The 20,324-nt window shown below is 62.1% G+C and carries 36 protein-coding genes and 1 tRNA gene; 7 read left to right on the top strand and 30 right to left on the bottom strand.

Annotated features, from left to right (window positions below; translation table 11 throughout):
* Positions 1–87 precede the first annotated feature (87 nt).
* Positions 88–163, top strand: a tRNA-Trp gene (locus FHW96_RS11770).
* Between the two features lie 77 nt (positions 164–240).
* Here the strand turns inward: FHW96_RS11770 and FHW96_RS11765 are convergent.
* The 20 genes from FHW96_RS11765 to FHW96_RS11670 form a co-directional block, all read right to left on the bottom strand.
* Entirely contained in the window at positions 241–1,362 is a 1,122-nt protein-coding gene (locus FHW96_RS11765) for a tyrosine-type recombinase/integrase (RefSeq protein WP_172340757.1), read from the bottom strand.
* Positions 1,328–1,546, bottom strand: coding sequence for a hypothetical protein (locus FHW96_RS11760; RefSeq protein WP_172340756.1), 219 nt, complete (start codon positions 1,544–1,546; stop codon positions 1,328–1,330). Before FHW96_RS11760 ends, FHW96_RS11765 begins: the two co-directional genes overlap by 35 nt.
* The gene (locus tag FHW96_RS11755) at positions 1,543–2,331 is read right to left on the bottom strand and encodes a site-specific DNA-methyltransferase (RefSeq protein ID WP_253950888.1); all 789 of its coding nucleotides are present in this window, start codon (positions 2,329–2,331) and stop codon (positions 1,543–1,545) included. Before FHW96_RS11755 ends, FHW96_RS11760 begins: the two co-directional genes overlap by 4 nt.
* Entirely contained in the window at positions 2,328–2,990 is a 663-nt protein-coding gene (locus FHW96_RS11750; protein WP_172340755.1) for a hypothetical protein, read from the bottom strand. Before FHW96_RS11750 ends, FHW96_RS11755 begins: the two co-directional genes overlap by 4 nt.
* Positions 2,975–3,250 carry a hypothetical protein gene (locus FHW96_RS11745; protein ID WP_172340754.1) on the bottom strand — a complete coding sequence of 92 codons (276 nt, stop codon included), beginning with the start codon at positions 3,248–3,250 and terminating at the stop codon, positions 2,975–2,977. The genes FHW96_RS11750 and FHW96_RS11745 overlap by 16 nt, the downstream gene beginning before the upstream one ends.
* Positions 3,247–3,522 (bottom strand): hypothetical protein, encoded by a 276-nt coding sequence (locus FHW96_RS11740; protein WP_172340753.1) that lies wholly within the window; start codon positions 3,520–3,522, stop codon positions 3,247–3,249. Before FHW96_RS11740 ends, FHW96_RS11745 begins: the two co-directional genes overlap by 4 nt.
* Positions 3,515–4,057 (bottom strand): ASCH domain-containing protein, encoded by a 543-nt coding sequence (locus FHW96_RS11735; protein WP_172340752.1) that lies wholly within the window; start codon positions 4,055–4,057, stop codon positions 3,515–3,517. Before FHW96_RS11735 ends, FHW96_RS11740 begins: the two co-directional genes overlap by 8 nt.
* Positions 4,044–4,379 carry a hypothetical protein gene (locus FHW96_RS11730; protein ID WP_172340751.1) on the bottom strand — a complete coding sequence of 112 codons (336 nt, stop codon included), beginning with the start codon at positions 4,377–4,379 and terminating at the stop codon, positions 4,044–4,046. The genes FHW96_RS11735 and FHW96_RS11730 overlap by 14 nt, the downstream gene beginning before the upstream one ends.
* Complete coding sequence (locus tag FHW96_RS11725; RefSeq protein ID WP_172340750.1) at positions 4,372–4,845, bottom strand: hypothetical protein; 474 nt, start codon at positions 4,843–4,845, stop codon at positions 4,372–4,374. The genes FHW96_RS11730 and FHW96_RS11725 overlap by 8 nt, the downstream gene beginning before the upstream one ends.
* Positions 4,838–5,125, bottom strand: coding sequence for a hypothetical protein (locus FHW96_RS11720; RefSeq protein WP_172340749.1), 288 nt, complete (start codon positions 5,123–5,125; stop codon positions 4,838–4,840). The genes FHW96_RS11725 and FHW96_RS11720 overlap by 8 nt, the downstream gene beginning before the upstream one ends.
* A 19-nt stretch (positions 5,126–5,144) precedes the next feature.
* The gene (locus FHW96_RS11715) at positions 5,145–5,381 is read right to left on the bottom strand and encodes a hypothetical protein (protein ID WP_172340748.1); all 237 of its coding nucleotides are present in this window, start codon (positions 5,379–5,381) and stop codon (positions 5,145–5,147) included.
* Positions 5,371–5,625, bottom strand: coding sequence for a hypothetical protein (locus FHW96_RS11710; protein ID WP_172340747.1), 255 nt, complete (start codon positions 5,623–5,625; stop codon positions 5,371–5,373). The genes FHW96_RS11715 and FHW96_RS11710 overlap by 11 nt, the downstream gene beginning before the upstream one ends.
* A 106-nt stretch (positions 5,626–5,731) precedes the next feature.
* Positions 5,732–5,965, bottom strand: coding sequence for a hypothetical protein (locus FHW96_RS11705; protein ID WP_172340746.1), 234 nt, complete (start codon positions 5,963–5,965; stop codon positions 5,732–5,734).
* A gap of 12 nt (positions 5,966–5,977) precedes the next feature.
* On the bottom strand, positions 5,978–6,175 hold the full coding sequence (locus FHW96_RS11700; protein WP_172340745.1) for a hypothetical protein: 198 nt from the start codon (positions 6,173–6,175) through the stop codon (positions 5,978–5,980).
* On the bottom strand, positions 6,165–6,677 hold the full coding sequence (locus tag FHW96_RS11695; RefSeq protein ID WP_172340744.1) for a hypothetical protein: 513 nt from the start codon (positions 6,675–6,677) through the stop codon (positions 6,165–6,167). The genes FHW96_RS11700 and FHW96_RS11695 overlap by 11 nt, the downstream gene beginning before the upstream one ends.
* Positions 6,674–9,328 (bottom strand): toprim domain-containing protein, encoded by a 2,655-nt coding sequence (locus FHW96_RS11690; RefSeq protein ID WP_172340743.1) that lies wholly within the window; start codon positions 9,326–9,328, stop codon positions 6,674–6,676. The genes FHW96_RS11695 and FHW96_RS11690 overlap by 4 nt, the downstream gene beginning before the upstream one ends.
* Positions 9,325–9,531 carry a hypothetical protein gene (locus tag FHW96_RS11685; RefSeq protein ID WP_172340742.1) on the bottom strand — a complete coding sequence of 69 codons (207 nt, stop codon included), beginning with the start codon at positions 9,529–9,531 and terminating at the stop codon, positions 9,325–9,327. Before FHW96_RS11685 ends, FHW96_RS11690 begins: the two co-directional genes overlap by 4 nt.
* Positions 9,532–9,615: 84 nt before the next feature.
* On the bottom strand, positions 9,616–9,993 hold the full coding sequence (locus FHW96_RS11680) for an ogr/Delta-like zinc finger family protein (RefSeq protein ID WP_172340741.1): 378 nt from the start codon (positions 9,991–9,993) through the stop codon (positions 9,616–9,618).
* On the bottom strand, positions 9,990–10,451 hold the full coding sequence (locus FHW96_RS11675) for a hypothetical protein (protein ID WP_172340740.1): 462 nt from the start codon (positions 10,449–10,451) through the stop codon (positions 9,990–9,992). The genes FHW96_RS11680 and FHW96_RS11675 overlap by 4 nt, the downstream gene beginning before the upstream one ends.
* Positions 10,448–10,756 (bottom strand): YdaS family helix-turn-helix protein, encoded by a 309-nt coding sequence (locus FHW96_RS11670; RefSeq protein ID WP_172340739.1) that lies wholly within the window; start codon positions 10,754–10,756, stop codon positions 10,448–10,450. The genes FHW96_RS11675 and FHW96_RS11670 overlap by 4 nt, the downstream gene beginning before the upstream one ends.
* Here FHW96_RS11670 and FHW96_RS11665 point away from each other — a divergent pair.
* The 5 genes from FHW96_RS11665 (at position 10,755) to FHW96_RS11645 (ending at position 12,986) form a co-directional block, all read left to right on the top strand.
* The gene (locus FHW96_RS11665; protein ID WP_172340738.1) at positions 10,755–11,501 is read left to right on the top strand and encodes a S24 family peptidase; all 747 of its coding nucleotides are present in this window, start codon (positions 10,755–10,757) and stop codon (positions 11,499–11,501) included. The genes FHW96_RS11670 and FHW96_RS11665 overlap by 2 nt on opposite strands.
* 30 nt (positions 11,502–11,531) lie before the next feature.
* The gene (locus FHW96_RS11660; RefSeq protein ID WP_172340737.1) at positions 11,532–11,732 is read left to right on the top strand and encodes a hypothetical protein; all 201 of its coding nucleotides are present in this window, start codon (positions 11,532–11,534) and stop codon (positions 11,730–11,732) included.
* 72 nt (positions 11,733–11,804) lie between these two features.
* Entirely contained in the window at positions 11,805–11,987 is a 183-nt protein-coding gene (locus tag FHW96_RS11655; RefSeq protein WP_172340736.1) for a type II toxin-antitoxin system HicA family toxin, read from the top strand.
* A 33-nt stretch (positions 11,988–12,020) separates the two neighbouring features.
* Entirely contained in the window at positions 12,021–12,413 is a 393-nt protein-coding gene (locus FHW96_RS11650) for a type II toxin-antitoxin system HicB family antitoxin (RefSeq protein ID WP_172340735.1), read from the top strand.
* A 39-nt stretch (positions 12,414–12,452) separates the two neighbouring features.
* Positions 12,453–12,986, top strand: coding sequence for a hypothetical protein (locus FHW96_RS11645; protein WP_172340734.1), 534 nt, complete (start codon positions 12,453–12,455; stop codon positions 12,984–12,986).
* Between the two features lie 17 nt (positions 12,987–13,003).
* On the opposite strand, the gene FHW96_RS11640 is transcribed toward FHW96_RS11645, so the two are convergent.
* From FHW96_RS11640 to FHW96_RS11620, 5 genes are read right to left on the bottom strand one after another with little or no spacing between them, the layout of a single operon-like run.
* Complete coding sequence (locus tag FHW96_RS11640; RefSeq protein ID WP_172340733.1) at positions 13,004–14,005, bottom strand: contractile injection system protein, VgrG/Pvc8 family; 1,002 nt, start codon at positions 14,003–14,005, stop codon at positions 13,004–13,006.
* Positions 14,002–14,457 (bottom strand): phage tail protein, encoded by a 456-nt coding sequence (locus FHW96_RS11635; protein WP_172340732.1) that lies wholly within the window; start codon positions 14,455–14,457, stop codon positions 14,002–14,004. The genes FHW96_RS11640 and FHW96_RS11635 overlap by 4 nt, the downstream gene beginning before the upstream one ends.
* Positions 14,457–16,514 carry a hypothetical protein gene (locus tag FHW96_RS11630; protein WP_172340731.1) on the bottom strand — a complete coding sequence of 686 codons (2,058 nt, stop codon included), beginning with the start codon at positions 16,512–16,514 and terminating at the stop codon, positions 14,457–14,459. The genes FHW96_RS11635 and FHW96_RS11630 overlap by 1 nt, the downstream gene beginning before the upstream one ends.
* The gene (locus tag FHW96_RS11625; protein WP_253950887.1) at positions 16,511–16,651 is read right to left on the bottom strand and encodes a GpE family phage tail protein; all 141 of its coding nucleotides are present in this window, start codon (positions 16,649–16,651) and stop codon (positions 16,511–16,513) included. Before FHW96_RS11625 ends, FHW96_RS11630 begins: the two co-directional genes overlap by 4 nt.
* Positions 16,648–16,983 (bottom strand): phage tail assembly protein, encoded by a 336-nt coding sequence (locus tag FHW96_RS11620; RefSeq protein ID WP_172340730.1) that lies wholly within the window; start codon positions 16,981–16,983, stop codon positions 16,648–16,650. The genes FHW96_RS11625 and FHW96_RS11620 overlap by 4 nt, the downstream gene beginning before the upstream one ends.
* On the opposite strand from FHW96_RS11620, the gene FHW96_RS26485 reads away from it, so the two are divergent.
* Entirely contained in the window at positions 16,982–17,110 is a 129-nt protein-coding gene (locus FHW96_RS26485) for a hypothetical protein (protein ID WP_256432832.1), read from the top strand. The two genes, FHW96_RS11620 and FHW96_RS26485, sit on opposite strands and share 2 nt — an antisense overlap.
* On the opposite strand, the gene FHW96_RS11615 is transcribed toward FHW96_RS26485, so the two are convergent.
* The 5 genes from FHW96_RS11615 to FHW96_RS11595 all read right to left on the bottom strand — a co-directional run bounded on the left by FHW96_RS11615 (position 17,107) and on the right by FHW96_RS11595 (position 20,306).
* The gene (locus FHW96_RS11615) at positions 17,107–17,607 is read right to left on the bottom strand and encodes a phage major tail tube protein (RefSeq protein ID WP_172340729.1); all 501 of its coding nucleotides are present in this window, start codon (positions 17,605–17,607) and stop codon (positions 17,107–17,109) included. The two genes, FHW96_RS26485 and FHW96_RS11615, sit on opposite strands and share 4 nt — an antisense overlap.
* Positions 17,608–17,639: 32 nt before the next feature.
* Positions 17,640–18,803, bottom strand: a complete 1,164-nt coding sequence (locus FHW96_RS11610) for a phage tail sheath subtilisin-like domain-containing protein (protein WP_172340728.1) — start codon at positions 18,801–18,803, stop codon at positions 17,640–17,642.
* A gap of 11 nt (positions 18,804–18,814) precedes the next feature.
* Entirely contained in the window at positions 18,815–19,150 is a 336-nt protein-coding gene (locus FHW96_RS11605) for a GPW/gp25 family protein (protein ID WP_172340727.1), read from the bottom strand.
* A 71-nt stretch (positions 19,151–19,221) separates the two neighbouring features.
* Positions 19,222–19,776, bottom strand: a complete 555-nt coding sequence (locus tag FHW96_RS11600) for a phage baseplate assembly protein V (protein ID WP_172340726.1) — start codon at positions 19,774–19,776, stop codon at positions 19,222–19,224.
* On the bottom strand, positions 19,773–20,306 hold the full coding sequence (locus FHW96_RS11595) for a hypothetical protein (RefSeq protein WP_172340725.1): 534 nt from the start codon (positions 20,304–20,306) through the stop codon (positions 19,773–19,775). Before FHW96_RS11595 ends, FHW96_RS11600 begins: the two co-directional genes overlap by 4 nt.
* Positions 20,307–20,324: the final 18 nt, after the last annotated feature.

The raw sequence follows: 20,324 nt of genomic DNA, 5'->3' as shown, positions 1-20,324 counted from the left end.
CTTTGAGCTTCCACGAAAAAATACGCGCTCATCGCATATTGCCCACTTGCCAAAGCCGCAAGCCTACCCTAGAGGCGCGTCTCCCGCAGGAGTGTAGCTCAGTTGGTAGAGCATCGGTCTCCAAAACCGAGGGCCGTGGGTTCGAGTCCCTCCGCTCCTGCCAGGGTCGCCAATTATGGTAGCTTTTACAGCTATTTGGCGGCATAATTTGGCTAACCTTTGAGGCAAGGTTAGCCAAATTCAAGTTTTTTGGTTGTCCAGATCGAACTGGATCATCGGCGCCATGGCCGATTTGGCCATCTTCTTTTGATTGGCCGCCTCTGTGTAAACGGACACCTGTTTGTCGGTCGTCCAGCCCCCAAACGCTTTTAATTCCTGATTGGTGGCGCCCAGCTCGGCGGCGCGGCGCGCGGCGGCTTTGCGCAGGCCGTGGGCGGCACAGTGGGGCAGCGAAGCCTCGTTGCACCAATCGCGCATTTTGTTGCCAAGCCCGGCGCGCGTGAACGGATTGCCAAAGGCGGTGGCGAGGAATGTCTTACCGGCTGCTACGGGCATGGCTTCGATAGCCTCGAGCAATTGGGGGGCAACGGGAAGCCAGATGGTTTTGCCGGTCTTGTTCGCGGTTTTGGCGGGCGTGACCTCGATCATGCCATCGCGAAGGTGATGCGGCCCGAATGTTGACGCATCGCCGCGCCGCTGCGCGGTCCAGAGGAAGATTTCCAGCGCGAGGCGCGCGGATGTGCCCAGGGCGTGGTGCGCGCGGTATTGGGCGATCTCTTCCTCGCTCCAGCTATGGAAGCCTCCCTTGGGAACCTTGACCGTATCGGCCTGTTCAACGGGGTTCACCCGTTCGAGGCGAAGCGCCTTTATGGCATAGGCGAAGAAGGGGAGAAGTTCCTTGCGGAGGTTATTAGCCGCGCTGGGGCCACCGATCATCCGGCCTTTGGCATTGGGGCGCTTTGTCGCGGCCCGTTTCAGGATCGATTCGATGTGATCGAATTGAAAATGGATTATCTGATACTTCGCGAATTCCGCGACGAATTTTTCAAGGATCAGCCACGCGGTGCGCTGGGTCTGTTCTGATTTGCCGCCGGTGAAAGTGAGGCTGGCGCGGTAGCGCGCCGCCACCCAGCCCACGGTGCCGCGTTCATAGCGTTCGCCTGAAACAGGCGCGGCACCGCTGCGCAGAGAGGAGAGTTCCTCATCAAACGCGGCAGTGCCGTAGGTTTCTTTGAAATTATGGGTCTTTTGGCCATTCACCCGATAGCGGTAGCGGCGTTTGCCATGCCTATCGAGGTAGGAGGAGACGTTTTCCGGCAGGCGCTCCTTACTGGGGCGCCCCGGTTTGCGGGTTATTTCCATTCAACAGCCAGTCCAGAGGATTCGATTTATCCTCATTTGGCGCATCGGTGGGCTTGTCGGAAAGAACAAAATGCAGCCGATTTTGAACCAGATCGACGGTCATTCGTGCGCCGGGGGCTTCCTGCATCACCACCTTTACCAATCGGCGCAGGTCAGCCTCGCGAATCATCGCGCGTCGGGTCATGGCGCCTCCTGTTGAATTCGCGCCCATTCTTCTGTGATCCGGCGGACGGCGGTTTCGAAGTGGGCCGGGTTGCGTTCAATGCCGATGAAGCTTTTTCCGGTGCGCAGGGCCGCGATGCCGGTGGTTCCTGTGCCCATGAAGGGATCGCAGACGGTGCGGCCGGAAATGTTGCGCAGGATCTTCTCCATCAGCGATATCGGCTTGACCGTGGGGTGGCCCCAGATCTTGCTGGGCATGGTGTTGGCGGTGTGCCAGCGATGCATATCGTGATGATCGCCCACCGGGTGGAATCCGCGGCTCCACGCATGGATGAACAGTTCGGTGTCGGCCAGATAGTGCTTGTTGCGCATCGGGGCCGGGTTGGGCTTGATCCATGTTTGCAGGCAGAAGCGATGGAAGAGGCCGGTCAGATCGCGGAGCAGCTCGGGCAACTGATCGTTGTGACAGAAGACCACCATCGCGCCGGTGAGCAGCGGGTTGATGATCGAGCGGTCGAAGCCCTGATCAAGGCCTTCTTCGCGGATCTGGTTCCATGCTTGCCGCTCTGCCCTGAATTTCCCGCCGCCGGAGCAATCGAAATCATAGGGCGGGTCCATCACATCGGCGTCCATCCAGCCCAGCGCGGGCCGGATGGTATAGGCATCGCCCAGATAGAGCGTGGCCGGGCCGATGATGACCGGCGCGGGGAGCGCATGCGCGGGCAGGCGGCATTCGCAAGGGTCCATGCCGAAGCCAGCATAGTCTTTGAGGCCGGTGTTGTCGCAGCGGGTGCAGTCGGGCTTCATGCCGCGATCCTCTCGTTGAGCAGAGGCCCCCATTGATGAGCCATCGCCGCTGCAATGCCGGGAAAGAAGCGTGACCGTTCCTTGGCCCTGTCTTCTCCGGGTGTCATGCGGTGGACCCGCGCCAGTGGCCGAGCATCATCTGGCAGGCCAAGCGCCATCCGGGCATCGGCCTGTGTCCGATAGGTCGGGACGAGCGGGGGCAGGCCGCGCAGCCAGAGGCAGGTGCGCTTGGTTTCCCAATCACCGTATTCCCATGGCTGCACGCTTTGGGCGGCAGGCCGAAAGCCCATAATCCGCTCTTTGGCGTGTCGATGCATGACCGGGTTTTCTACCGCCACGCGCGGAACCGGGGCATTCCAGACCGTGGAAAAAAGTGCGGCGCCCTCATCCAGTTCGGCCCACATTTCAGCTAGTGTGCGCCCCGGTGGCGGGGCTGTGAGCCAGCGGACGCCAGAGTTACAGAGCCGGGTGCAAGGGGGATGGGCCACGATCAACATTTCCCATCCATCATCCAGCACATCGCGCACATCGCCGACAATGTGGTGGTTTGATCCATCCTCGGCACGGCGAAGGTCGCAGGACCATGCGTCATAACCGAGGGCGGAAAATGCACGGCGGACGGTGCCGCTAAACTCGAAAGCTATCAGGATTCGCGACATGAGAGTGTCCCTCCGATCAGGCTTTCAAGTTCGGCAATTCTGCGGCGGGCTTTTCCTAGTTCGGTCGAAATGGACCGGGACTGGCGTTCAGCCAGTTCGGAATTGCGCTCCGCGATATCGGCACGGTTCGCTAGTTCGCCCATCTTGCGCTTTTGCGTGGAGATGGTCTTTGCCTGCCCAGCTATGGTTTCGGTGAGCCGCTCCACCTTTTTCAGCAGCGATTTTTCAATTTCATCGGCCTTTTTTGCGCTTGGCGTCATGGCCGGGCCTCCTCGACAAAGGCGGTGCAGCGGGGGCCGCGTGCGTCGGTGATCCATTCCTTGGGATAGTTGGGATCATCGATGGTGAAGGCTTCGGTATAGACGGCGATCATGCAGGGTTCGGCATCGGGATCTTCGCGGGAAGGGCGGGCGGCCTCGCAGACGGCGCACCACCGCGCATGGAAGATATCGCCCTCGGTACGGTTTGACGGACGATAGGGCGTAAGGGTGCGATCATGGGGGAGATGATCGAACAGGAGGGGGTCAGCCATGGTTGGCCTCCATAAATTCGGTGGGGGTGGGCCAGTTCCAGAAGCCCTGTTTGCCGCGCATGGGGATGGGTTCGGGCCAGACCTCGATGTCGAGCATCGGCCAGCCCCAATTTGCATGTTGGTCACGGTCGCTGTCGTTCGCGCGGGGGACGCCGAATTCGGCGGCGATATCCGTGCCGAGGCGGGGTTCGCCGACAATGGCGGTGCCGAGGCCAGCGGCCATTGGTAACTGGGCCAAATCAGGGAAAATGCTGGCAGGGCAGGCGCGCTCTAAGATAGGCAGCGCCAGTTCGGCGTGCAGACAAGTCTCGGCAGCATAAATGCGGCCATCCTCATCATAGTCACGCTCCATCAGCGTATTCCACAAGCCAAGGGCTACAATCGGATCGACCTTCGCTTTCCCCGCATGGATCACGATGCGCTGGCCGATCAGGCTGGCGGGAGGGCGCCAGCTTCGGAATTCATAGGGCTTGGCCCCGGCCGTGATCAGGCTGGCCCAAGGTTGCCAGATGGTGAGGGCTTTAAGCTGGGGCATTGATGGGCTCCCGCGTGATGATGGAGTGGGTTCCGGCGGAAACCGGGGCGTTATGAATCGCGCGGTCTTCGTCGAGGCGCGCGGCGGCCTTGATCATCCATGCATCGAGCATACCGGCGTGGTTTTTCCAGTTGCTGGTGATTTCGACACCAGCGCAGCGGAGTTTGTCGGTGCAGGTGACGTAGCCGTAAAAGGCGCCGTGGCTGGCTTGCAGCGACCGGATGATCGAGAGGGGGAGATAGCCTTCGCGCATGAGATCACCGGCGTGGTCATAGGCCGCGATCAGGCGTGCGCGCATCGATGCGGTGAGGGGCTTAGCCATTGGCAAGGGCCTCCATGTCCACGATTCGCAGGCGAACGGGTTCGAGATCGTCGGGCTTGCCTGCACGGTTGATGTAAAAGCCATCGGTGAAGCCGGTTGTCTTGCTGGTGACCGGCCATTCCTCGGTGATGGCAATGTTGAGGCCGTCAACGGGATAGCCACCCCGGCGCTCGATCCTGATTTCCGCGACAAAATAGGTTTCGCCGCGATATTCAGGATAGCTTTCCAGCAAGGAATAGGACGGCTTGACCTGTTGGCCGATATAGGGCCGCCAGTCGCCAGACCGATTGACGCCGCAGCATGAGCAGAAGCTGTTATCCTGCACGGCAACGGTCATGTTCTTGAACGGAGCAGGTTTCGCCGCTTTGATCTTGTTGATGATCTCCAGCATCGCATCAACATTATGCGGGACTGGCACATCGGAGATGATCAGTGCTTCGGAAAAGCAGGTGCAGCCGTTAGCCATTGGCTTGGCCCTCCTGCGAAGTGAAATTGAAGCTGGAGAACGGGCGCACGATCACGATTTCCGGAATTGGCATCGGGGTCCGGTCGCGATGGTTTCGCACCTTCGCTGGAACATCATGACAGAGGTACAGGTAGCCGGGTCGCAAATCGGGGTAGCGGCCACGCATGGGGCGCCAATTATCGATGATGTTGGCGGGGTCGATGCCCAGAATTTCGGCGATCTGTTTCGCATGGCGGGTCTTTCCGCAGGCAGGGGGACCATAGACGATTGCGGTTGGCACTTGCGGGGCTTCCTTTCGGTTAGAGTTCGACCCACCACGGGGCGGTAGTGTCGGATTTTGCGGGTTTGGGAGAGGTGCCGGCCATGCGCGCGGAGAGGCGGGCGTGGGCGGTTTTCCAGCGGTTCCATGCAGCCGTGCTGGCTTCGTGGCGTTCGGCTTCGGCCAGAGAGCAGCCGAGGGATTTGGCCAGGACGAAGGTTTGCCGGTGGGCGCGCAGGCGTTCGGCGTAGGAGCGCGAGACGGGCTTATGCGCCATGGCGGGCGCTCCGGTTCTGATGCTGGGCGGCCGGATCGGCGCGCAGGGCATCGCGGCGGGCGCGGTGATAAAGGGTGCCGTGCAGCCGGTGTTCCTCGGCCTGTTCCGCCTCGGTCAGCGGGCGGGTAAGGCGCAGGGCGGCCAGATCGGCAAGGCGTTCGGCCACGCCGGGGCGGCGGGCCGGGCCGGGGGCGCGGCGGGGCTGCGTCCATGGCAGCGGCGCGGATTTGCGGCGCGTCACCATGGCAGGAGGCCCATATCGCTACACACGATCAGACCGGCGATGGCGCGGTCAACCGCCAGCAGGGCAATAGCGAAAACCAGACCGGCGAGCGAGATGCGGGCGGCGATCATTGCGCGCCGCCTTGGGGCAGATCCACCGCGCAGCCGGGGCAGAAGGCATATTCGGTTTCGCCCACGGGCTCGAGCGCCCAGCCATCGGGCAGATGATCGGGGCGGGTCAGCTCGGTCGCCTCGCAGCAAGCGCAGATCACGGTCGCGATGGGGGTAAAGGGGCGCTTGACCGGCGGGGCGATGGGCTTGCCCACGGCGGCATCGGAAAGGCGGGAATGCAGAAGCGTCACAACGATTTCCTTTCAGCGGGAGAACAGCGGGAGGAGGGCGCCCCAAGCCGAGGCGATCAGCCAGCGACCGGGGAAGGCCCAGAACAGGAGGAGAGCCAGTGCCGCGCGGGGCCAGAAGCGGGCGGCCATGGCGTGGCGGTCGGCGGGATAGGCGGGGCGACAGGTTTTGCAGGCGCAGCCGTGAGGGTGCGGGCGCAGATCATGCGGCATGGCGGGCTTCCTTTTGCGTGGAGGAGAGGGCGCGGGCCGCGTGGGTGCTGGCCGCGTTGGTGCGGGTTTCGATCCAGCGGTCGAGGTGCCAGCGGATGGCCAGAACATGGTGGGCCTGATCCGCGAGGGGTTTGGAAAAGCCGCCAGCCTCGCGCGCCAGATCGGCGATGGTGGCCAGCGATTGTTCGATGGCCGCGATCATGCGGGGCCAGCAGCCGAGCGCCGAGGCGGCGCCTTCGCCCGTCACCATCCATTGCCAATCGGCCACCAGCGCGGTGAAGGTCTCGATGTCGGCGGCGGCGGTGGCCGCGTCGATCTCGCCGCGCTGGATCATTTCCGGGTAGCGGCGGGTACGCTGGCCCAGCATGCGGGTGAGCATGGCCAGCAGATCGTTATGGCAATGGGCCAGCATCGGCGGCTCTGTGGTTTCGATGCCGCCCCAGACGCGCAGGGCCGGGGGATCGAGGTCCATCCGATAGGCGGGGCGCGGGGCGGGCCTCATACCACCCGCTCCTGCGACTTGGGCTGTTCAAAGACCCAGCATTTGACGCCGCGACCGGCGGGATTGTTGACGGTCTTGGTCGCCTGCCATTTACGGGATTTGGAGCCGCGCAGCACTTTGCGCAGGAGGTCCATATTCGGGGTGGTGATGCCTGCGTTGCGGCAGCGCGCTTCGAAATCGTTGAGGTTGATGGCCATCAGCGAGGCGGTGTCGCGGTGCTGGTTGAGGCTCTTGCCTTCGGCATGGGCCTGCGCATCCTCGCGCCCGATCAGGTAATCGACCTTGTCCCAGAAGCTGGAAACCTCGGGGTGGTCGCCGCCTGCGCTATCCTGCCGATCGAGCGCCATGGAATCGACCAGTTCGAGGGTTTGGGCCACCCATTCGGGGCGCATGGTCGGGAAAAGGCCGGTGAGGCATTCGACCGCCGCCGCCAGTTGCGCGTGGCACTTGATCGGGCGGGCGTTGTGCAGACCGGGCACCCGCTTGGGCATTTCGGCATCATGGGTTTCGAAGCGCTTGAAGAAGTGGTCGAGATAGGCCGCTTCCTGCCGCACCACATGGACGATGGTGCCGCTCATCTCCTCGATGGGCCAGCTTTCCAGCTTGCGCGCGGCTTCCTTCGTCACCGGCGACCAGCCCGACTTGTCGATTTTCATCGACATGAGGCGCTCGAGGACGGCGGGGATGCCGTCGATGCGCTCATTCTGCATCAGGTAGATCGAGCCGAGGAAAGGCGGCTCATAGGTTTCGTTGCCGCTGGATTTGGCGCCGAGACTGCGCGGGGAGCGACCGTTATAGAGGACCAGCAGCTCGTTATAGTCGAACTGCGCCTGTCCGGTGCGCTTGTCATCATCGCGGCGGCCCTCGATCAGGCCCACCGGCATATTCGACACCTTGACCAGATTGCGCGCCAGCGCGGCGCGGGTGGCCTTGTTGGGGTCGAACCCTTCATAGCCCACGCGGCCCAGCAGCTTCCAAAGCACTTCGACCAGCGTGGTTTTGCCCGCGCCCGCCTCGCCGGTGATTTCGAGGAAGCCGAGCGATTTATGCCGGGCGCGGATCTGCACCGCGAAAAGGCTCATGGTGAAGAAGGCGAGGGCGACCATGCCGCGCGGCCCCCAAGCGGCCCAGATATGGGGGAGCCAGTCGAAGTTCAGATGATCGGCGTCATAGGCGATATCGAGCAGGCGTTCAGCGCTGCGCAATTTGACCGCGGATTTGCCCAGGTCGAAATAATGCTCTGAATTGACGCGCTCGACTCGCCCGTCGCGCACGGCCATATCGCCCAGCACCCATGCGCCATGGTCGGGGCTGTATCCGGTGAAGGCGATGGGCTGGACCACCTTGAGCTTGCGCATCTGGCTGCGCATGATGCGGTCGAGCTGCTCACCGCCGCCCGCCCACATGCCCGCAAAGGCCATCAGCCGCTTTTTGAATTCGCCGCTGTTGGCGCAGGCCGCCGAGGAAAACCGGGCCTTGACCGTTTCCTGATCGGGGAAGTCGATCTGGAGATAAAAGTTGGTTTCGTCGGCGATCTCGTCGCGCTCACGATAGAGCAGGCGGAAGGCGCAATTGGCGATTTCCTCGACCACAAGGCGGCGCTTGCCCATGCCGCCATCGTCATCATCATCGACCGAGACCTTGGCCCACCACAGCTTGTTGCCATGGCGGAATTCGAAGGAGGCCACGGCCACCTTGCGGTCGGCGATCAGCTTGGCCTTTTCGCGCGCCGTTTTGGCGATGGTGATGGCGCCGTTGTAGCGGTAGGTCTCGAAGGCCTTGTCGCCCAGCGGGGCGTCATCGGGATCGCCATCCCAATTCTGGTGGCGCAGGAGCAGGTCATTCCAGTCGAGCTTGGTGCCCTCACCATCGGGGCGGACCTGCATCGCCTCGGCTTCCCAGCCTTCCTTCTTCGCCCGATCGACAAAGATCCGCGTCCATTTGACGCCCGCCGCGCCCACATCGAAGGCAAAGACCAGCCGGGGGAAATCCTTTCGGCCGGAGGCGACGCAGGCATTGCGCAGATCGGCAAGGAAGCGATCCGGCCAGACATTGACCGACATGGCCGACACCGCGATGCGCTTGACCTGTGTGAGGGCAGTTGCGTCGAAAATGCCCTCGGCGATCAGGATTTCGTCGGCCTTGGCCAGCACCTCCATGGTGGTGACCGGCGGCGCCCAGACATGGCCCTTCCACGATCCGCCATAGGTGAAATGGGCCTTCTTTTCGAAGCGGCCCGGCTTGTCGATGATGCGTTCCCAATGGGTTTCGCCCACCTTGAAGCGCACCGTGGCGCTGGTGGCCTTGCCGTCCGAGAAGGTTTCCTGTGTGAAGCTGCCGCGCAGGAGGCGCAGATCGAGGCCGCGTTCGTGGAGCAAATAGGCATCGGCGGCGGCGGTGGGGTTTTCCTCGGTGCGGGGGAAGCGCTTTGACCAGTCCTCGAACAGGTCGGGGAGCTGGTTACGGACGCTGTCTTCCCAGCCGCATTTCTCTATTCGGTTGCACTTGATGACCTTGGGGTTTTCGGCGGCGCAATAGGCCTCCATCTTGCCGCATTGGGGGCATTTGCCCTTTTGCAGCCATGCGCCCTTCATCGACTTGAATTGAAAGCGCGCTTTCAGGCCCTTGAGGATTTCATCTTGCAGGTTCACCGGCCAGCGCTCCCCATCTTGGCAAGGCGGGCGGTTTGGGCGTCGATGCGGGCCAGCAGGGCGTTGGCGCGTTCAAAGCTGATCTCACCGGAGATACCGGCCATGGCCGCTTCCATCTCCCAGCGGTGGAGCATGTCGCGCAGGTGGCCGATGCGGGAATAGCGCAGTGTGGTGGCGCGGCGGGTGGTCTGGAAATTGGACAAAGCATCCCCCTCGGCAGAAGTGCTGCCGTTTGTGGTTTCGGGTGGTGTTGAGGGTGGGCCGGGCCGGAGCCCGGTTGATCCGGGTTAGTCGGGCGGGGCGAACATGCTCATTTGATCGGGATCGTCATGCGCGCCGGGGCTGGGGGGAAGCACCTGCGGGATGCGTTCACGCGGGCAAGCCTTAAGATGCAGGCCGGGCCGGGGATTGGTGCCCCGGCTGTAATAATGGATAAAGCTAAGCTCCATGCCTCCGGTGGTGCCGCAGCCGGGGTTGGTGCAGATCACATCCATCGTTTTGAGCGTTTGCGTTTGCCGTTCCGACCGGCGGATGACCATCGGAGCATCGCAATCCGGGCAGGTGACAAGGGCGCGATTAGTGGCCTGTGTCCCGCCGCTGCGCAGGCGCAGCTCCATGGGGGCGATGATCAGGGGGCGGGATTGCAGGGTTCCTTCGCCGCTCATGCTTTGGCTTCCTTGCGTTCGGCGGCATCAAGGGCCGCGATACCATCGGTGAGGGCGGCGATGGCCTCTTGGGCTTCGCGGCGGGCTTCGCGGCGCTTGGCCGGGCTGGCGCTGTGTGCGGTCGCCTCGATCATGGCGGACACCGCCTCGCCCGCTTCCTTGGCCGCCGATCCAGCGGCGCGGGCCAGATCAACGTCAGACGCGGCGCGGCCAGCGATATCGAGGCGCAGGGCGTGGAGGCGGTGGAAAGGTGCATGATCGCCGCCATGATCGAGGAAGGCGCGGTCGAGCCGTTCGGCGTCGATCAGGCGGATCTCGGTTTCGCAATCCGGGTCCGACCAGTAGCGCACCGTGCGTTCATTCACACCGCAGATCGCGCCGCAGCGGTCCCAGCCGATCCGGGCGGCGATGACGGTCAGCGTGTGCTGATAGGTGAGGGGTTCGCGCAGCTTTGTCATGCGGCGGCTCCCTTCGAAAAGCCCATTCCATTGAAATGGCGGCGATTCGCGCCCTGATCTACACCATACCAGCGCGGGCCGGGGGCTATGTCGAGCGGATAGAGATCGGGGCGAAGGGAGTGGCGGGAGACGCCGGTTGCCGCCTCGATGGCAAAGACATGGATGTCGGGCACGCGCTTGGAACTTTGCAGCCACTTCCAGACGGCAGGCTGACCAACACCACAAATGCGGGCGAGTGCAGACTGACCACCGGCGCGTTCAACGGCGGAAATCAGGGCCTCGTAAGGGGTAAGGATCGTTTCCATGGCTCGTGACTATTCCAAAAGGCATAGGTCAGTCAATCGCAAAAAGACAATAGCGGTCTATTCCAGAAGGAATAAAGGTTACAGCGTGTTCAGAGGTGATCGACTCGAAGCCCTCATGGCTGAAAAAGGCATCTCGCAGAGCGAGATGTCGCGCCGCGTTGGCATTACCCAATCAACGATCTGGAAGTTGCTCAACGAGCCTAAGCAGGGGTCGAAGCACATCCACGTAATCGCAAGGGAATTGGGTACAACACCTGCCTATCTGATGGGTGAGACGGATGATCCGCAGGAAGGTTTCGTCCCTGCTCCCAGTATCAACGATGTGGCCCGCGAACTTGGTATCGTTGGCCTGCGTGAAATCGATCTGTCGTTGGGCATGGGGGCGACCTATCTGGACGTTCCCGTCACCGAGACCATGCGATATTTCGATGAGGGATGGCTCCGAACCTACACCCGCTCAAAGCCGGAAGACCTTATCTTTGCGCAAGGTATCGGCGATTCGATGGAGCCGACCATCCGGGATAGCGACCTGCTTTTGATCGATGTTTCCCAGCGGACCCTCAACATTTCCGAAAAGATCTGGGTCGTGGCCTATGCCCATTGCGCTTCGGTGAAGCGCCTAAGCCCACGTGCGGATGGTGGCATTGATATGCTGTGCGATAACCAATTGGTTCCTAATCGGACGGCTTATGATGGCGAGATGCATATCATTGGTAGGGTGGTTGCTGTAGTGCGGAAGATATGAGGATATTACGGTCGAAAGCATGATCGAGCCATGAAACGAACCCTCATTGCCAGCGCCATATGCCTGCTTTTGGCATTTTTTATATTTGCAGCCATGCTTAGCCCAACGGTTGCAGCGCTGATGGCAATTCTTCTATTGGGAGGCGGCGCCACCCTAGTGGTTATTGGCGCGTGTATCGTGCTTTTATGGCGAGCCGTAAAACGCTTCTCACGCTGGTCCAAAGACAGATAAATCCTAGTAGGTGTGTAAATAAATACACAAATCAGCTTGCCCTCCTGATATCCAATGTGTATATATCTACACATGGAACGCGATAGCAAAAAGATCATCAAGCGCCTTCTGGTCGAAGGGTGGGAACAGGTTTCGAGCCGGGGTTCGCACCATAAGTTTCGCCGAGACGGAAAGATGATCGTGGTGCCCCATCCCAAGAAGGATCTGCCAATTGGGACGGCCCGCAATATCGCAAAGGATGCGGGCTGGATCTGATCCAGCCCTATCAACAAAGCCAAGGAGGGCACGTTGAAAACCTATTTTGCTATTGTCCATAAGGACGAAGACAGCGCCTTTGGCGTAACCTTTCCCGATCTGCCCGGCTGCTATTCCGCCGCCGACCGGATCGAGGATGTGTTGCCCAATGCCTGTGAAGCGCTCGAACTTTGGTTTGAGGATTCGCAGGATATCGCTCCGCGCGATCTGGCGGCTATTTCCGCCGAGGCCGCGCTGGATCTTGCCCAGGGCGCGTTTATCATCGCGGTTCCGCGGCTTTCGGCATCGAGCAAGACCGTGCGCGTCAACCTATCGCTGGAGGCCGGAATGCTGGCCGATATCGACAGCGCCGCCGCCGCGCGCCGGATGACCCGCAGCGCCTTCATCACCGAGGCCGCGCGCAATGAGATTTGCGGGGCTCATTGAGCGGTGAGAGCGGATATGGCGTTGAAAATTCGGGCGCTTATGGCGCTCCCTCTGGCGCTTTTGGGCGGCTGTGGCGGAAATAATTCGGTTGCGCCTTCACCAACAGAAACCGCAATCCAAGTTCAAGATCAGCCAGCCAGTGTGGCTCCTGCATCAACAAAGGATCTGGCATCTGCCCGCAAAGATGCCTTAGCCAATTGGAAGCAGGTTACTTTGCCCGGATATGCACCTCCGGCCCCTGTCGCCGGAGATTGCCGGACAACGGTTTGTGAAGCCAATAGGGTTCAACTTGAGCGCAACGATTGGCCTAAGGCTTGGAGGGGTAGCTATCAGGGGCAACGCAATGTCGCCTTTTGCCGTTCTAACGGATGCGACGGCGCAGCCATCATCGATAAGGTTGAGGCGTGTGCGTGGCGTCAGGTAATCAGTTCAACGCATGAAGGTAAAGTGGATGATACTGATGCATCCAATCTTCAGATTGACTGCGGTGGACTGATACAAGGCCAGCTTGATGTGGCAATGGAAAGGGCGGGAGTTATGGCCCGGACAATCGTATGGAAGGGAACGGATTAGGCCTGCCGGAGGCGAGCCTACTTCCCCTCTAACCGGACCATCTGCTTGAACCCGCCCGCTTCCATGGTGGTATCGATGCTCTCGATCAGCCACTTTGTCCCGTCTACCGCCTTGCTCCAGCCTTTCAGCGTCACGCCCTGATTCGGCCGCAACCTGCAGTCGGCCACCGCCAGATAATATTCGAACTTGCTCTTAGCCCGCTGCCGCTTGGCGAGGTTCGATTTGGCCGCCCGCGTCGCGCTGCTCCTGCTGGCGTAGATGTGCTTGAGCCGGTAGGCATCGCCGCTGCCCTCGCTCACCGTCTTGCGCGCGCCGGTTGAGCCATCGTGATATTGCGCCTCCACGCCGGTCTGCGCGCCGCGTTCGGCGCGGATGTAGCGCCATGACCACCCATCCTGCCGGGTCAGGGTGATCGCCGGGATGGTCTGGCCGCCCGCCGTAGTGGCGCTGCCCTTGGGCAGGATCAGGATCTTGCGGTCCTTCCATGTCGCGGTGGCGTCGAAGCGTTTGCCCAGATCCTGCACCAAGGCCATGTCGGACTTGTTGTGCTGTTCCAGCGCCTCGATGGGTTCGCTGGCCAGATCGGGATGAACGCGGGCGGTGATACCGTGGCGCGCGGCGATCTCGGCGATCAGCGCGCCCAGCGTGGTGTCATGCCAGACGCGGTTGCGCCGCTTGGCATAGGTGCCGGCCAGATCTGCCGAGCGCGCGCGGATGGTGATCTGATCGGGCGGGCCGCTTTCCTCGACCTCGTCGACGCGGAACCGACCTTTGTCGATCAGGCCCACCGGATGATCGTCGAACCGGCTTTCCCAGCCCAGCGAGAGCGAGAGAATCGCGCCAGCATTGGGTACGGCCAGCTTGCCATCGACATTCTGCAGCGTGAGCGTCAATTCATCCGCCGAGCCGTCGCGCTTTTCCACCAGCGTGAGCGAGAGGAAGCGCGGGTTGATCTTGGCCGCCAGATCCACGCCATTGTCGAGGTGCAAGCGCAGGCCCGCCTTATTCGCCGCCATCATTCCACCCGCGAGAGTTCGAGGGAGAAATCGACCATGCGCGGGATGCCGCCCGCCATGATGACCTTGTGCGTCTGATCCAGCCCATCGATCCGGTAAAAGCCCCAGAGCGTGCCGAGACCGTCGAGCAGCGGGAAGGCATCGCCACTGTCGCCCATCTCGATCAGGAAGGTGAGCGCGCCGTAATTGCCCGCGATTTCGGGGATGATCTCGCCCGCGATGGAGACGCGATCCTCGCCGGGGCCTGCGAACTGGCTGGCCGGGCGGGCCATGAAGCGGTCGTTCTGTTCATGGCGCCATGCGATCCGGCGCGAAAGCTGGTCATAGGCGGCCTGCTCCATGCCGAAGGTGAACAGGCCCAGCGACATCAGGACGGCGGGCGAGAGCAGGTCGCGCTGGCTGATCGTGACCGGGGTGGACAGGTCGATCAGGCTGGAGGAGGTGAGGTCAGCCATCAGCGTCCATCCCCGCCGGTCATGTCGGACCGACCTGCCACGCCCTGGGCGTGATCCATCTTGCGGATGACATGGTTGGCGATGGCTTCCTCGCTTTGGCCGGGGGCGGCATAGATATGCTGCGTGACCGGCGCGCGCGCCGCGCCGCCAGCGGCCACCGCCGCCGGTCGGACCGGGGCGAGGGCGGGGAAGGGGTTGGCAGGCTGTGCCTTTGACCAATCGACGCCGGGACGCCCGCCTCCACTGGGGGAGGCGGCATGCAGGATCGCGCGAGGCGGCCCTGCATGCCGCCAATCAACAGGTGCAGAATAAGATGCTGGGGGCTGGTAAGCTGGCATGGTGGTGCCGTTTAGCCAGGACAGAACAGAAGAAGCTTTCCCGAGCAGATAGGTAAAGGTGGAAAGAACGCCGCCAGATTCAGCCAGCGATAAGTTGAAGTTATCGAGAGACGCCTGATATTTTTCTTTCTCGCCCAGAATGCCGCCGATTACCATTTGATGGGTTTCACCAATCCCCAAGGTCTGGCTATAGGCAGCGCGCGATTTCATCAGCGTATCAAGCTGCTTCTCAATCAGGTTGAACAGTTTGCTACCGGTATTGCCAAATAGCATCATGTTCTCACGCTGGATATCCTTGACGCCAGCGTCGGCATAGCGCTTGCGCATCTGAATATAAAAATCGACCGGACTATTTTGCAGAGTCGCAGCGAGGTCTGAACGCAACGGATTTTCGCCGTTCTTAAATGCCTTAATACCATCAACCTTGTTGAATATAATCTTGCTCTGGTCCCATGCACCGAGGCGGATCATTTCGCGCATCGCAGCTTGATTTTTGACCATGCCATTCGCGCGGGAATAGGCCGTCATCAGGCCAACGCCTGCGGTATCGTGCATTTCCGCGATCAGCGGTTCAAAGTCTGCGAACAGCGCCTGTTTGGACAGGCTCATCCCGGCGGTGCCTGCGCGAGCGAGGAAGCCCTGATAATTGGAAGCGTTGACATTGCCGCCCGAGGAAATAAGCGCTCGGAACAGACCATCGGTCAGTTCCGCTGCCCGCTTGGGATTGGACAGACCTCCCTGCATTTCTACAACGCGCAGGAGATCGCGCTCCAGCTCTGGCGTTAGTTCCTGTCCAAGCGCCGTCATTGAAACGCTTAGGCGGGCCATGATCGGTGCCATCAACTTTGCAGCGGCAACCTGTTCGGAAGGGCTATGCGCGCCACTTTCACGGAAAGCGCCCTGCGCCTCGACGATGAAGCGCATGTTGTCGCGGGCGCTCGACCCGGCGATGTTCATGCCCTTGGCATAGGCCTCAAGATCCTTGACCACCGCTTCATTGAGGCCGAGCGCGCGAAGTCGGTAGCTTAGCGCCTGAAAGTTGCCGCCCACGTCTGCGGCCTGTTCGGCAATTCCAAGCGCAGTCATGGCTGCTTGGCCGCCACGAGATCGCATATTCGACCATCGGCCACGGTCGCGTTGCTCAAGCGATTGCCTTGCCTGATCCTCGCGCCGCTGCTGCGATGCTGCCGACCGTTCATTCCGAAGGTTGGTTTTGAGGCGCCTATCATTCCCATCAAGTAGGGAGTTCTGGCGCTTAAGGCTGGCGTTTGCCTTTTCGATGCGACTGCTAAGGCTGGCTTCGTGCTGCCCAAGGCGCGCGACATCGATCCCGGCGGTGCGCATGTTTGCCACCATTTCCTTGGCGCCGGATGCCGCCTTCTTTTCCGCCTCTTTCATCTTGGTAAGATGCTTCTCGGCGGCCTGAATAGAGGAAACCAGCTTCTTGGTCGGCGCTTCACCGGCCACGATCTGGGCTTTGAGCGCGGCAAGATTGCTGGCCGCCTCGCGCGAGGCTTTCCTGTGCTTGATCAAGTTTTCTGTGGCCTCACGCATGGCCTTGGCATCGGCCAGCCTTTTATTGAGACTGCCGACTTCATCCTTGAGGGCTTTGATCCTGTCGCGCGTGGCAGTGCTGGCGGCGGATAGTTTGCGCGTGGTTGCGGACATCTTGTCCACGCCCACGAAATCGACCGCAAGTGTGAGCTTCTTATCGCTCATCCTTCACCTTCCTTGGCCGCCCACATGCGGTTCCATTTTTCCACGGCTAGGGTGTGCCAGAGCCGCAATTCATTGATGGTGAGCACGCCGATTTCCGAGAGCGGCCAGTGAAAGATGATGGCCAGATCGGCCATCATGCCTTCGACAGTCGGTCCTCGATCAGCGTCTGAAACATGGCCTGCTCGGCCTTGGTCATAAAAAAATCACGCATAACCCCAACGATTTCGGCCACATCGGGCGCTTCGAGTTCCTGAATTTCCTGCTCAATGAGAGGCGGTAGGGTGACGCGTGGAAGCAATTCGAGATAGGCCGAAACCTGTGTTCCCATCAGGTCACGCATCGACAAGCCCATGAGCTGTAGGGCCTTGGGGCGGTTGACCGTGATCTCCTTGATTTCAGTCGCACCGCGTTTGATCGGGAAATCGAGCGTAATGGTGTGGCTGGCAACGGGAGTGGTGGTGTCGGACATGAGCGGGGCTTTCGTGATGCGCGGGGGCTGGAAGGGGCCGGTGGCGGGAGAGGAGCGCCACCGGCCCACCGACCAGACGGCGCCCCGCAAAAGGACCATCTGGCCGGATGTGATGCGCGCGGATTAACCGGCGAGGATGGCCATGATCTCGGCGTAGCGATCCTCGCCGCCGACGATGTAGATGCCGTTCAGCATGTCGATCTCGACCTCGACCACACCGTTCACCTCGCGGCGGTAATAGGTGAGGTCCGCCTTGTATTTGTGCTCGGTGGGATCGCCGGGCTTGTCCTTGCCGAAGTCGATCTCGTTGAAGCTGCCGCGCATGAAAATATCGACGGCCTGCGGGGTGCTGGTCGATTTGGCCTGATAGGCGCAGACGAGGCGGATGCGGGTATCATCGCGCGCAAACAGGCGGACCAGCGCGGTTTCATGGCCGCCGAAGGTGAGCGTGGACTCCATCGGGTTGAGGCCCATCTTGCGCTTGACCGTGCCGGGCATGCCGCCGCCGCGCCAGTCGCCGGTGTTTTCCGAGAGCTTGGGCTGTTCGAATTCGCCGATGATGCCGCGATAATCGGCGCCGTTCACAAAGGTGTTAAGGTTTTGCAGGGTGCGGGGAAGGCCCATGGGACGCTCCTGTCAGAAGGGGGAGGGAAGGATCAGGCCGCGACCTGCGAGGCGAAGTCGCTGTAGAATTCCTCGGTGATGGCAAAATCGACCGTGGGGTTTTCAAACGGCGCGCAGGGGGTGAAGCGCAGGGCGAATTTGGGCCGACCGGCGGCGAGTTCGGCGCTGGTGTTGCCGGTGGCGGCCAGCGCGACCTTGGCGCCCATGATCCAGCCGGAGGTGGCCAGTTCGCTGAATTTGGTGTTGCAGCTTTCGAGCAGGTCTTTGACCAGGGCGACGGTCATCGGCTTGTCGAATTCGGGGGCGAAGGCCTCGATCACGATATCCTGCAGCGCGTGGAGCGTGCGGACGGCGCTTTCGAAGCGATATTCGCTCTGGTCTTCGCCCGCGCAGGTGGTGTTGCCCCAGAAGCGGAAGCCGCCGAATTCGCGGATGATCGTGACGATATCGGCATCGTTGAGGACGCCCGCCTCGGTGCTGCTGTCGAGCAGGTCGAAGGCAATGTTGCGGGTGAGCGCGGTGACGCCATCCATCGCCACATTGCTGATCGTTTTGTGCCAGCCCGTGGTCTCGTCGATCTGGGCGCGCAGGCCCAGCGCGCGGGCGGTGGCATCGCCCACAAAATCGGGCGAAGTGTTGGGCCAGATCAGCGTGAGTTCGCGGGCCGAGAAGGTCTGGCGATAGGCGATGACCGCCGCGTCATCCTCGCCGATCGCACGGGCATAGGCGCGGCCGCGCAGGCGCTTGGCCGCGATCACGAGCTGCGCGGTGACGGTGGCGGCATCGAGGCCGGGGGCGCCGATGATGCGCGGGCGGACATTGACGACGCTTTTGGCCGCGATCAGCGCCTGTAGGCCGGTTTTGACCCCGCCGACATTGCCGCCGATGACGTTGGTGCTGGTTTCGGCATCATCCTCGCCTTCGGCCACGCGGACCACCACCAGCACCGGGGTGACCTGATCGGCGATGGCTTCGAGCGTGGGCAGCAGCGTGCCGCCGGTGCCCGCCTTGCCGATGGCCTCGGCGATGTTGGTGATCAGGACCGGCGTATCGAGCGGGAAGGCAGCATCGAGCGCGGTGGTGGCTGCGCCGTCCGCCGCGCTGGCGGTGGCGATGATGCCGATCACGGCCATGCTGGAGGTGGCGAGGCTGCGCGCCCCGCTGGTGGATTCGGTGAGGGTGAGGCCGTGGGCCATGGCGTGATCCTTCAGGCTGTGATGGAGAGGGTGACGGGCTGGGCGGTGTCGGCGCGTTGGCCGCTGATCTGGATGGTGAGCTTGCCCAAAGCAGGCGCGCCGAACAGGCGGACGCGGGCGATGGAGAGGCGCGGCTCCCACGCGCGGATGGCGAGGACCGTGGCGGCGCGGATCAGCATGGGGGTGGCCGCGTTGATCGGCGCGTCGATGAGGCTGGGGATCAGCGAGCCATAGGCGCGGCGCATGACGCGCGAGCCGATGGGCGTGGTGAGGATATCGGCCACCGATTGCGCCAGATGCGCATCGCCCGAGAGGGGCTTTCCTGTGGTGGCGTCCATTCCGTTCATGGCGGATGGGATGCCTGCCCGCGCGCGCGCGGGCCAGCAGGGGCAGGGGTAAGGGGGCGGTTTACCGAGGATCAGGCGGCGGGTGGATCGCTCAAAGCTGCACCGCGCTGGATATTGGGGTGTTTGTGCCCTTTCAGGCTGATCCCGCCCGCGACCACATTGCCATCGGCGGTGATATCGCCGGTGGCGTGAACCGTTTCCGCATCCAGCGTGATGGTGGTGGCCTTGATCGTGGCGGTGGCGCCATCGGGCAGGGTGGCGGCCAGATGGTGGGTTTCGGGGTCATAGGAGAAGATCGCGCCATCGGCGAAGGCAATCAGTTCGGCCAGCGATGACGCGGGGGCGGGGTTATTGTCATTGTTGAGGCCCGCCAGCGCCACGCCATTGCCGATCTGGCCATCGGGGCAGAGCAGGACGCATTCCTCGCCCACGGTGGGCGCGCTCCAGCGGCGGGTGGCGCCAGCGCGCAGGGCAAGCCAGCGGATGGGCGGGCTTTCGATGGCGCCATCGTCCGCTTCGGGATCGCCAAAGCGGACGCGGCAGCGGGGGGGATCGAGCGTCACGGCGCTGATCACACCGAGGCGGATCAGCGTCGAGGGATCGAGGGGGATATCGTCGTCCGTCACTCGCCGATCCTTTGAGCCCAATCAAAGGCCGCGCGGGCATAGGCATAGTTCGCATCGCAAACCCGCAAATCTGCCTCGCTGATGGTCAGCGTCGCCACGAGTTGGTCTGGGGCGGCGTTCGCAAGAATTGCGGGATTTCCACCTTGGGCGGCGCTGGCGGAATGGGTTGGGGCCGCGATCCGCACGCGGTGATCAGCAATGTAAGCGGCAAGGCGAGCATCGCCCTGCGCTTGCAGCGCGGCATAGTTTTGGCCTGCATCATGGGCAAGAATCCTATATTTCAATTCCGCCAAGGCTTTGATGGCCTTGGCTTGCGATTGTTCGGCCTTCAATTGAGCGATGGCCGCGTGGCTTATGGCCCCGTAATTTCTGACAAGGCGGTACTCCAATCCGGTGCCCGCCAGTGCGAGGATGGCTATTGCCGCCCAAGCCCGCGCAGGCGTTGCGGTGATCCAGCGCAGGAGCGCCAGCGGCCAGCGCCAGAGCGAGCCGGTGAGCAGGGACAGGGCGAGGGAGGCGAGCTTGCCCATCGTCAGGCATCCTTTCGG

Source organism: Novosphingobium sp. SG751A, from assembly GCF_013149295.1.
GTDB lineage: Bacteria > Pseudomonadota > Alphaproteobacteria > Sphingomonadales > Sphingomonadaceae > Novosphingobium.
This window is presented reverse-complemented; position numbering and strand designations above follow the sequence as displayed.

Excerpts from the sequence above, each read along its gene's own strand:
- FHW96_RS11740 (WP_172340753.1), bottom strand. The coding sequence starts at position 3,522 with ATGGCTGACCCCCTCCTGTTCGATCATCTCCCCCATGATCGCACCCTT.
- FHW96_RS11700 (WP_172340745.1), bottom strand. The coding sequence starts at position 6,175 with ATGCCGCATGATCTGCGCCCGCACCCTCACGGCTGCGCCTGCAAAACC.
- FHW96_RS11645 (WP_172340734.1), top strand. The coding sequence starts at position 12,453 with ATGGCGCTCCCTCTGGCGCTTTTGGGCGGCTGTGGCGGAAATAATTCG.
- FHW96_RS11665 (WP_172340738.1), top strand. The coding sequence starts at position 10,755 with ATGGCTCGTGACTATTCCAAAAGGCATAGGTCAGTCAATCGCAAAAAG.
- FHW96_RS11675 (WP_172340740.1), bottom strand. The coding sequence starts at position 10,451 with ATGACAAAGCTGCGCGAACCCCTCACCTATCAGCACACGCTGACCGTC.
- FHW96_RS11670 (WP_172340739.1), bottom strand. The coding sequence starts at position 10,756 with ATGGAAACGATCCTTACCCCTTACGAGGCCCTGATTTCCGCCGTTGAA.
- FHW96_RS11715 (WP_172340748.1), bottom strand. The coding sequence starts at position 5,381 with ATGGCGCATAAGCCCGTCTCGCGCTCCTACGCCGAACGCCTGCGCGCC.
- FHW96_RS11605 (WP_172340727.1), bottom strand. The coding sequence starts at position 19,150 with ATGAACGGAATGGACGCCACCACAGGAAAGCCCCTCTCGGGCGATGCG.
- FHW96_RS11655 (WP_172340736.1), top strand. The coding sequence starts at position 11,805 with ATGGAACGCGATAGCAAAAAGATCATCAAGCGCCTTCTGGTCGAAGGG.
- FHW96_RS11745 (WP_172340754.1), bottom strand. The coding sequence starts at position 3,250 with ATGACGCCAAGCGCAAAAAAGGCCGATGAAATTGAAAAATCGCTGCTG.
- FHW96_RS11680 (WP_172340741.1), bottom strand. The coding sequence starts at position 9,993 with ATGAGCGGCGAAGGAACCCTGCAATCCCGCCCCCTGATCATCGCCCCC.
- FHW96_RS11725 (WP_172340750.1), bottom strand. The coding sequence starts at position 4,845 with ATGGCTAACGGCTGCACCTGCTTTTCCGAAGCACTGATCATCTCCGAT.
- FHW96_RS11625 (WP_253950887.1), bottom strand. The coding sequence starts at position 16,651 with ATGATGGCCGATCTGGCCATCATCTTTCACTGGCCGCTCTCGGAAATC.
- FHW96_RS11595 (WP_172340725.1), bottom strand. The coding sequence starts at position 20,306 with ATGGGCAAGCTCGCCTCCCTCGCCCTGTCCCTGCTCACCGGCTCGCTC.
- FHW96_RS11660 (WP_172340737.1), top strand. The coding sequence starts at position 11,532 with ATGAAACGAACCCTCATTGCCAGCGCCATATGCCTGCTTTTGGCATTT.
- FHW96_RS11760 (WP_172340756.1), bottom strand. The coding sequence starts at position 1,546 with ATGACCCGACGCGCGATGATTCGCGAGGCTGACCTGCGCCGATTGGTA.
- FHW96_RS11640 (WP_172340733.1), bottom strand. The coding sequence starts at position 14,005 with ATGATGGCGGCGAATAAGGCGGGCCTGCGCTTGCACCTCGACAATGGC.
- FHW96_RS11615 (WP_172340729.1), bottom strand. The coding sequence starts at position 17,607 with ATGGGCCTTCCCCGCACCCTGCAAAACCTTAACACCTTTGTGAACGGC.
- FHW96_RS11750 (WP_172340755.1), bottom strand. The coding sequence starts at position 2,990 with ATGTCGCGAATCCTGATAGCTTTCGAGTTTAGCGGCACCGTCCGCCGT.
- FHW96_RS11730 (WP_172340751.1), bottom strand. The coding sequence starts at position 4,379 with ATGGCTAAGCCCCTCACCGCATCGATGCGCGCACGCCTGATCGCGGCC.
- FHW96_RS11630 (WP_172340731.1), bottom strand. The coding sequence starts at position 16,514 with ATGAGCGATAAGAAGCTCACACTTGCGGTCGATTTCGTGGGCGTGGAC.
- FHW96_RS11620 (WP_172340730.1), bottom strand. The coding sequence starts at position 16,983 with ATGTCCGACACCACCACTCCCGTTGCCAGCCACACCATTACGCTCGAT.
- FHW96_RS11765 (WP_172340757.1), bottom strand. The coding sequence starts at position 1,362 with ATGGAAATAACCCGCAAACCGGGGCGCCCCAGTAAGGAGCGCCTGCCG.
- FHW96_RS11710 (WP_172340747.1), bottom strand. The coding sequence starts at position 5,625 with ATGGTGACGCGCCGCAAATCCGCGCCGCTGCCATGGACGCAGCCCCGC.
- FHW96_RS11635 (WP_172340732.1), bottom strand. The coding sequence starts at position 14,457 with ATGGCTGACCTCACCTCCTCCAGCCTGATCGACCTGTCCACCCCGGTC.
- FHW96_RS11755 (WP_253950888.1), bottom strand. The coding sequence starts at position 2,331 with ATGAAGCCCGACTGCACCCGCTGCGACAACACCGGCCTCAAAGACTAT.
- FHW96_RS11695 (WP_172340744.1), bottom strand. The coding sequence starts at position 6,677 with ATGAGGCCCGCCCCGCGCCCCGCCTATCGGATGGACCTCGATCCCCCG.
- FHW96_RS26485 (WP_256432832.1), top strand. The coding sequence starts at position 16,982 with ATGAGCGGGGCTTTCGTGATGCGCGGGGGCTGGAAGGGGCCGGTGGCG.
- FHW96_RS11735 (WP_172340752.1), bottom strand. The coding sequence starts at position 4,057 with ATGCCCCAGCTTAAAGCCCTCACCATCTGGCAACCTTGGGCCAGCCTG.
- FHW96_RS11610 (WP_172340728.1), bottom strand. The coding sequence starts at position 18,803 with ATGGCCCACGGCCTCACCCTCACCGAATCCACCAGCGGGGCGCGCAGC.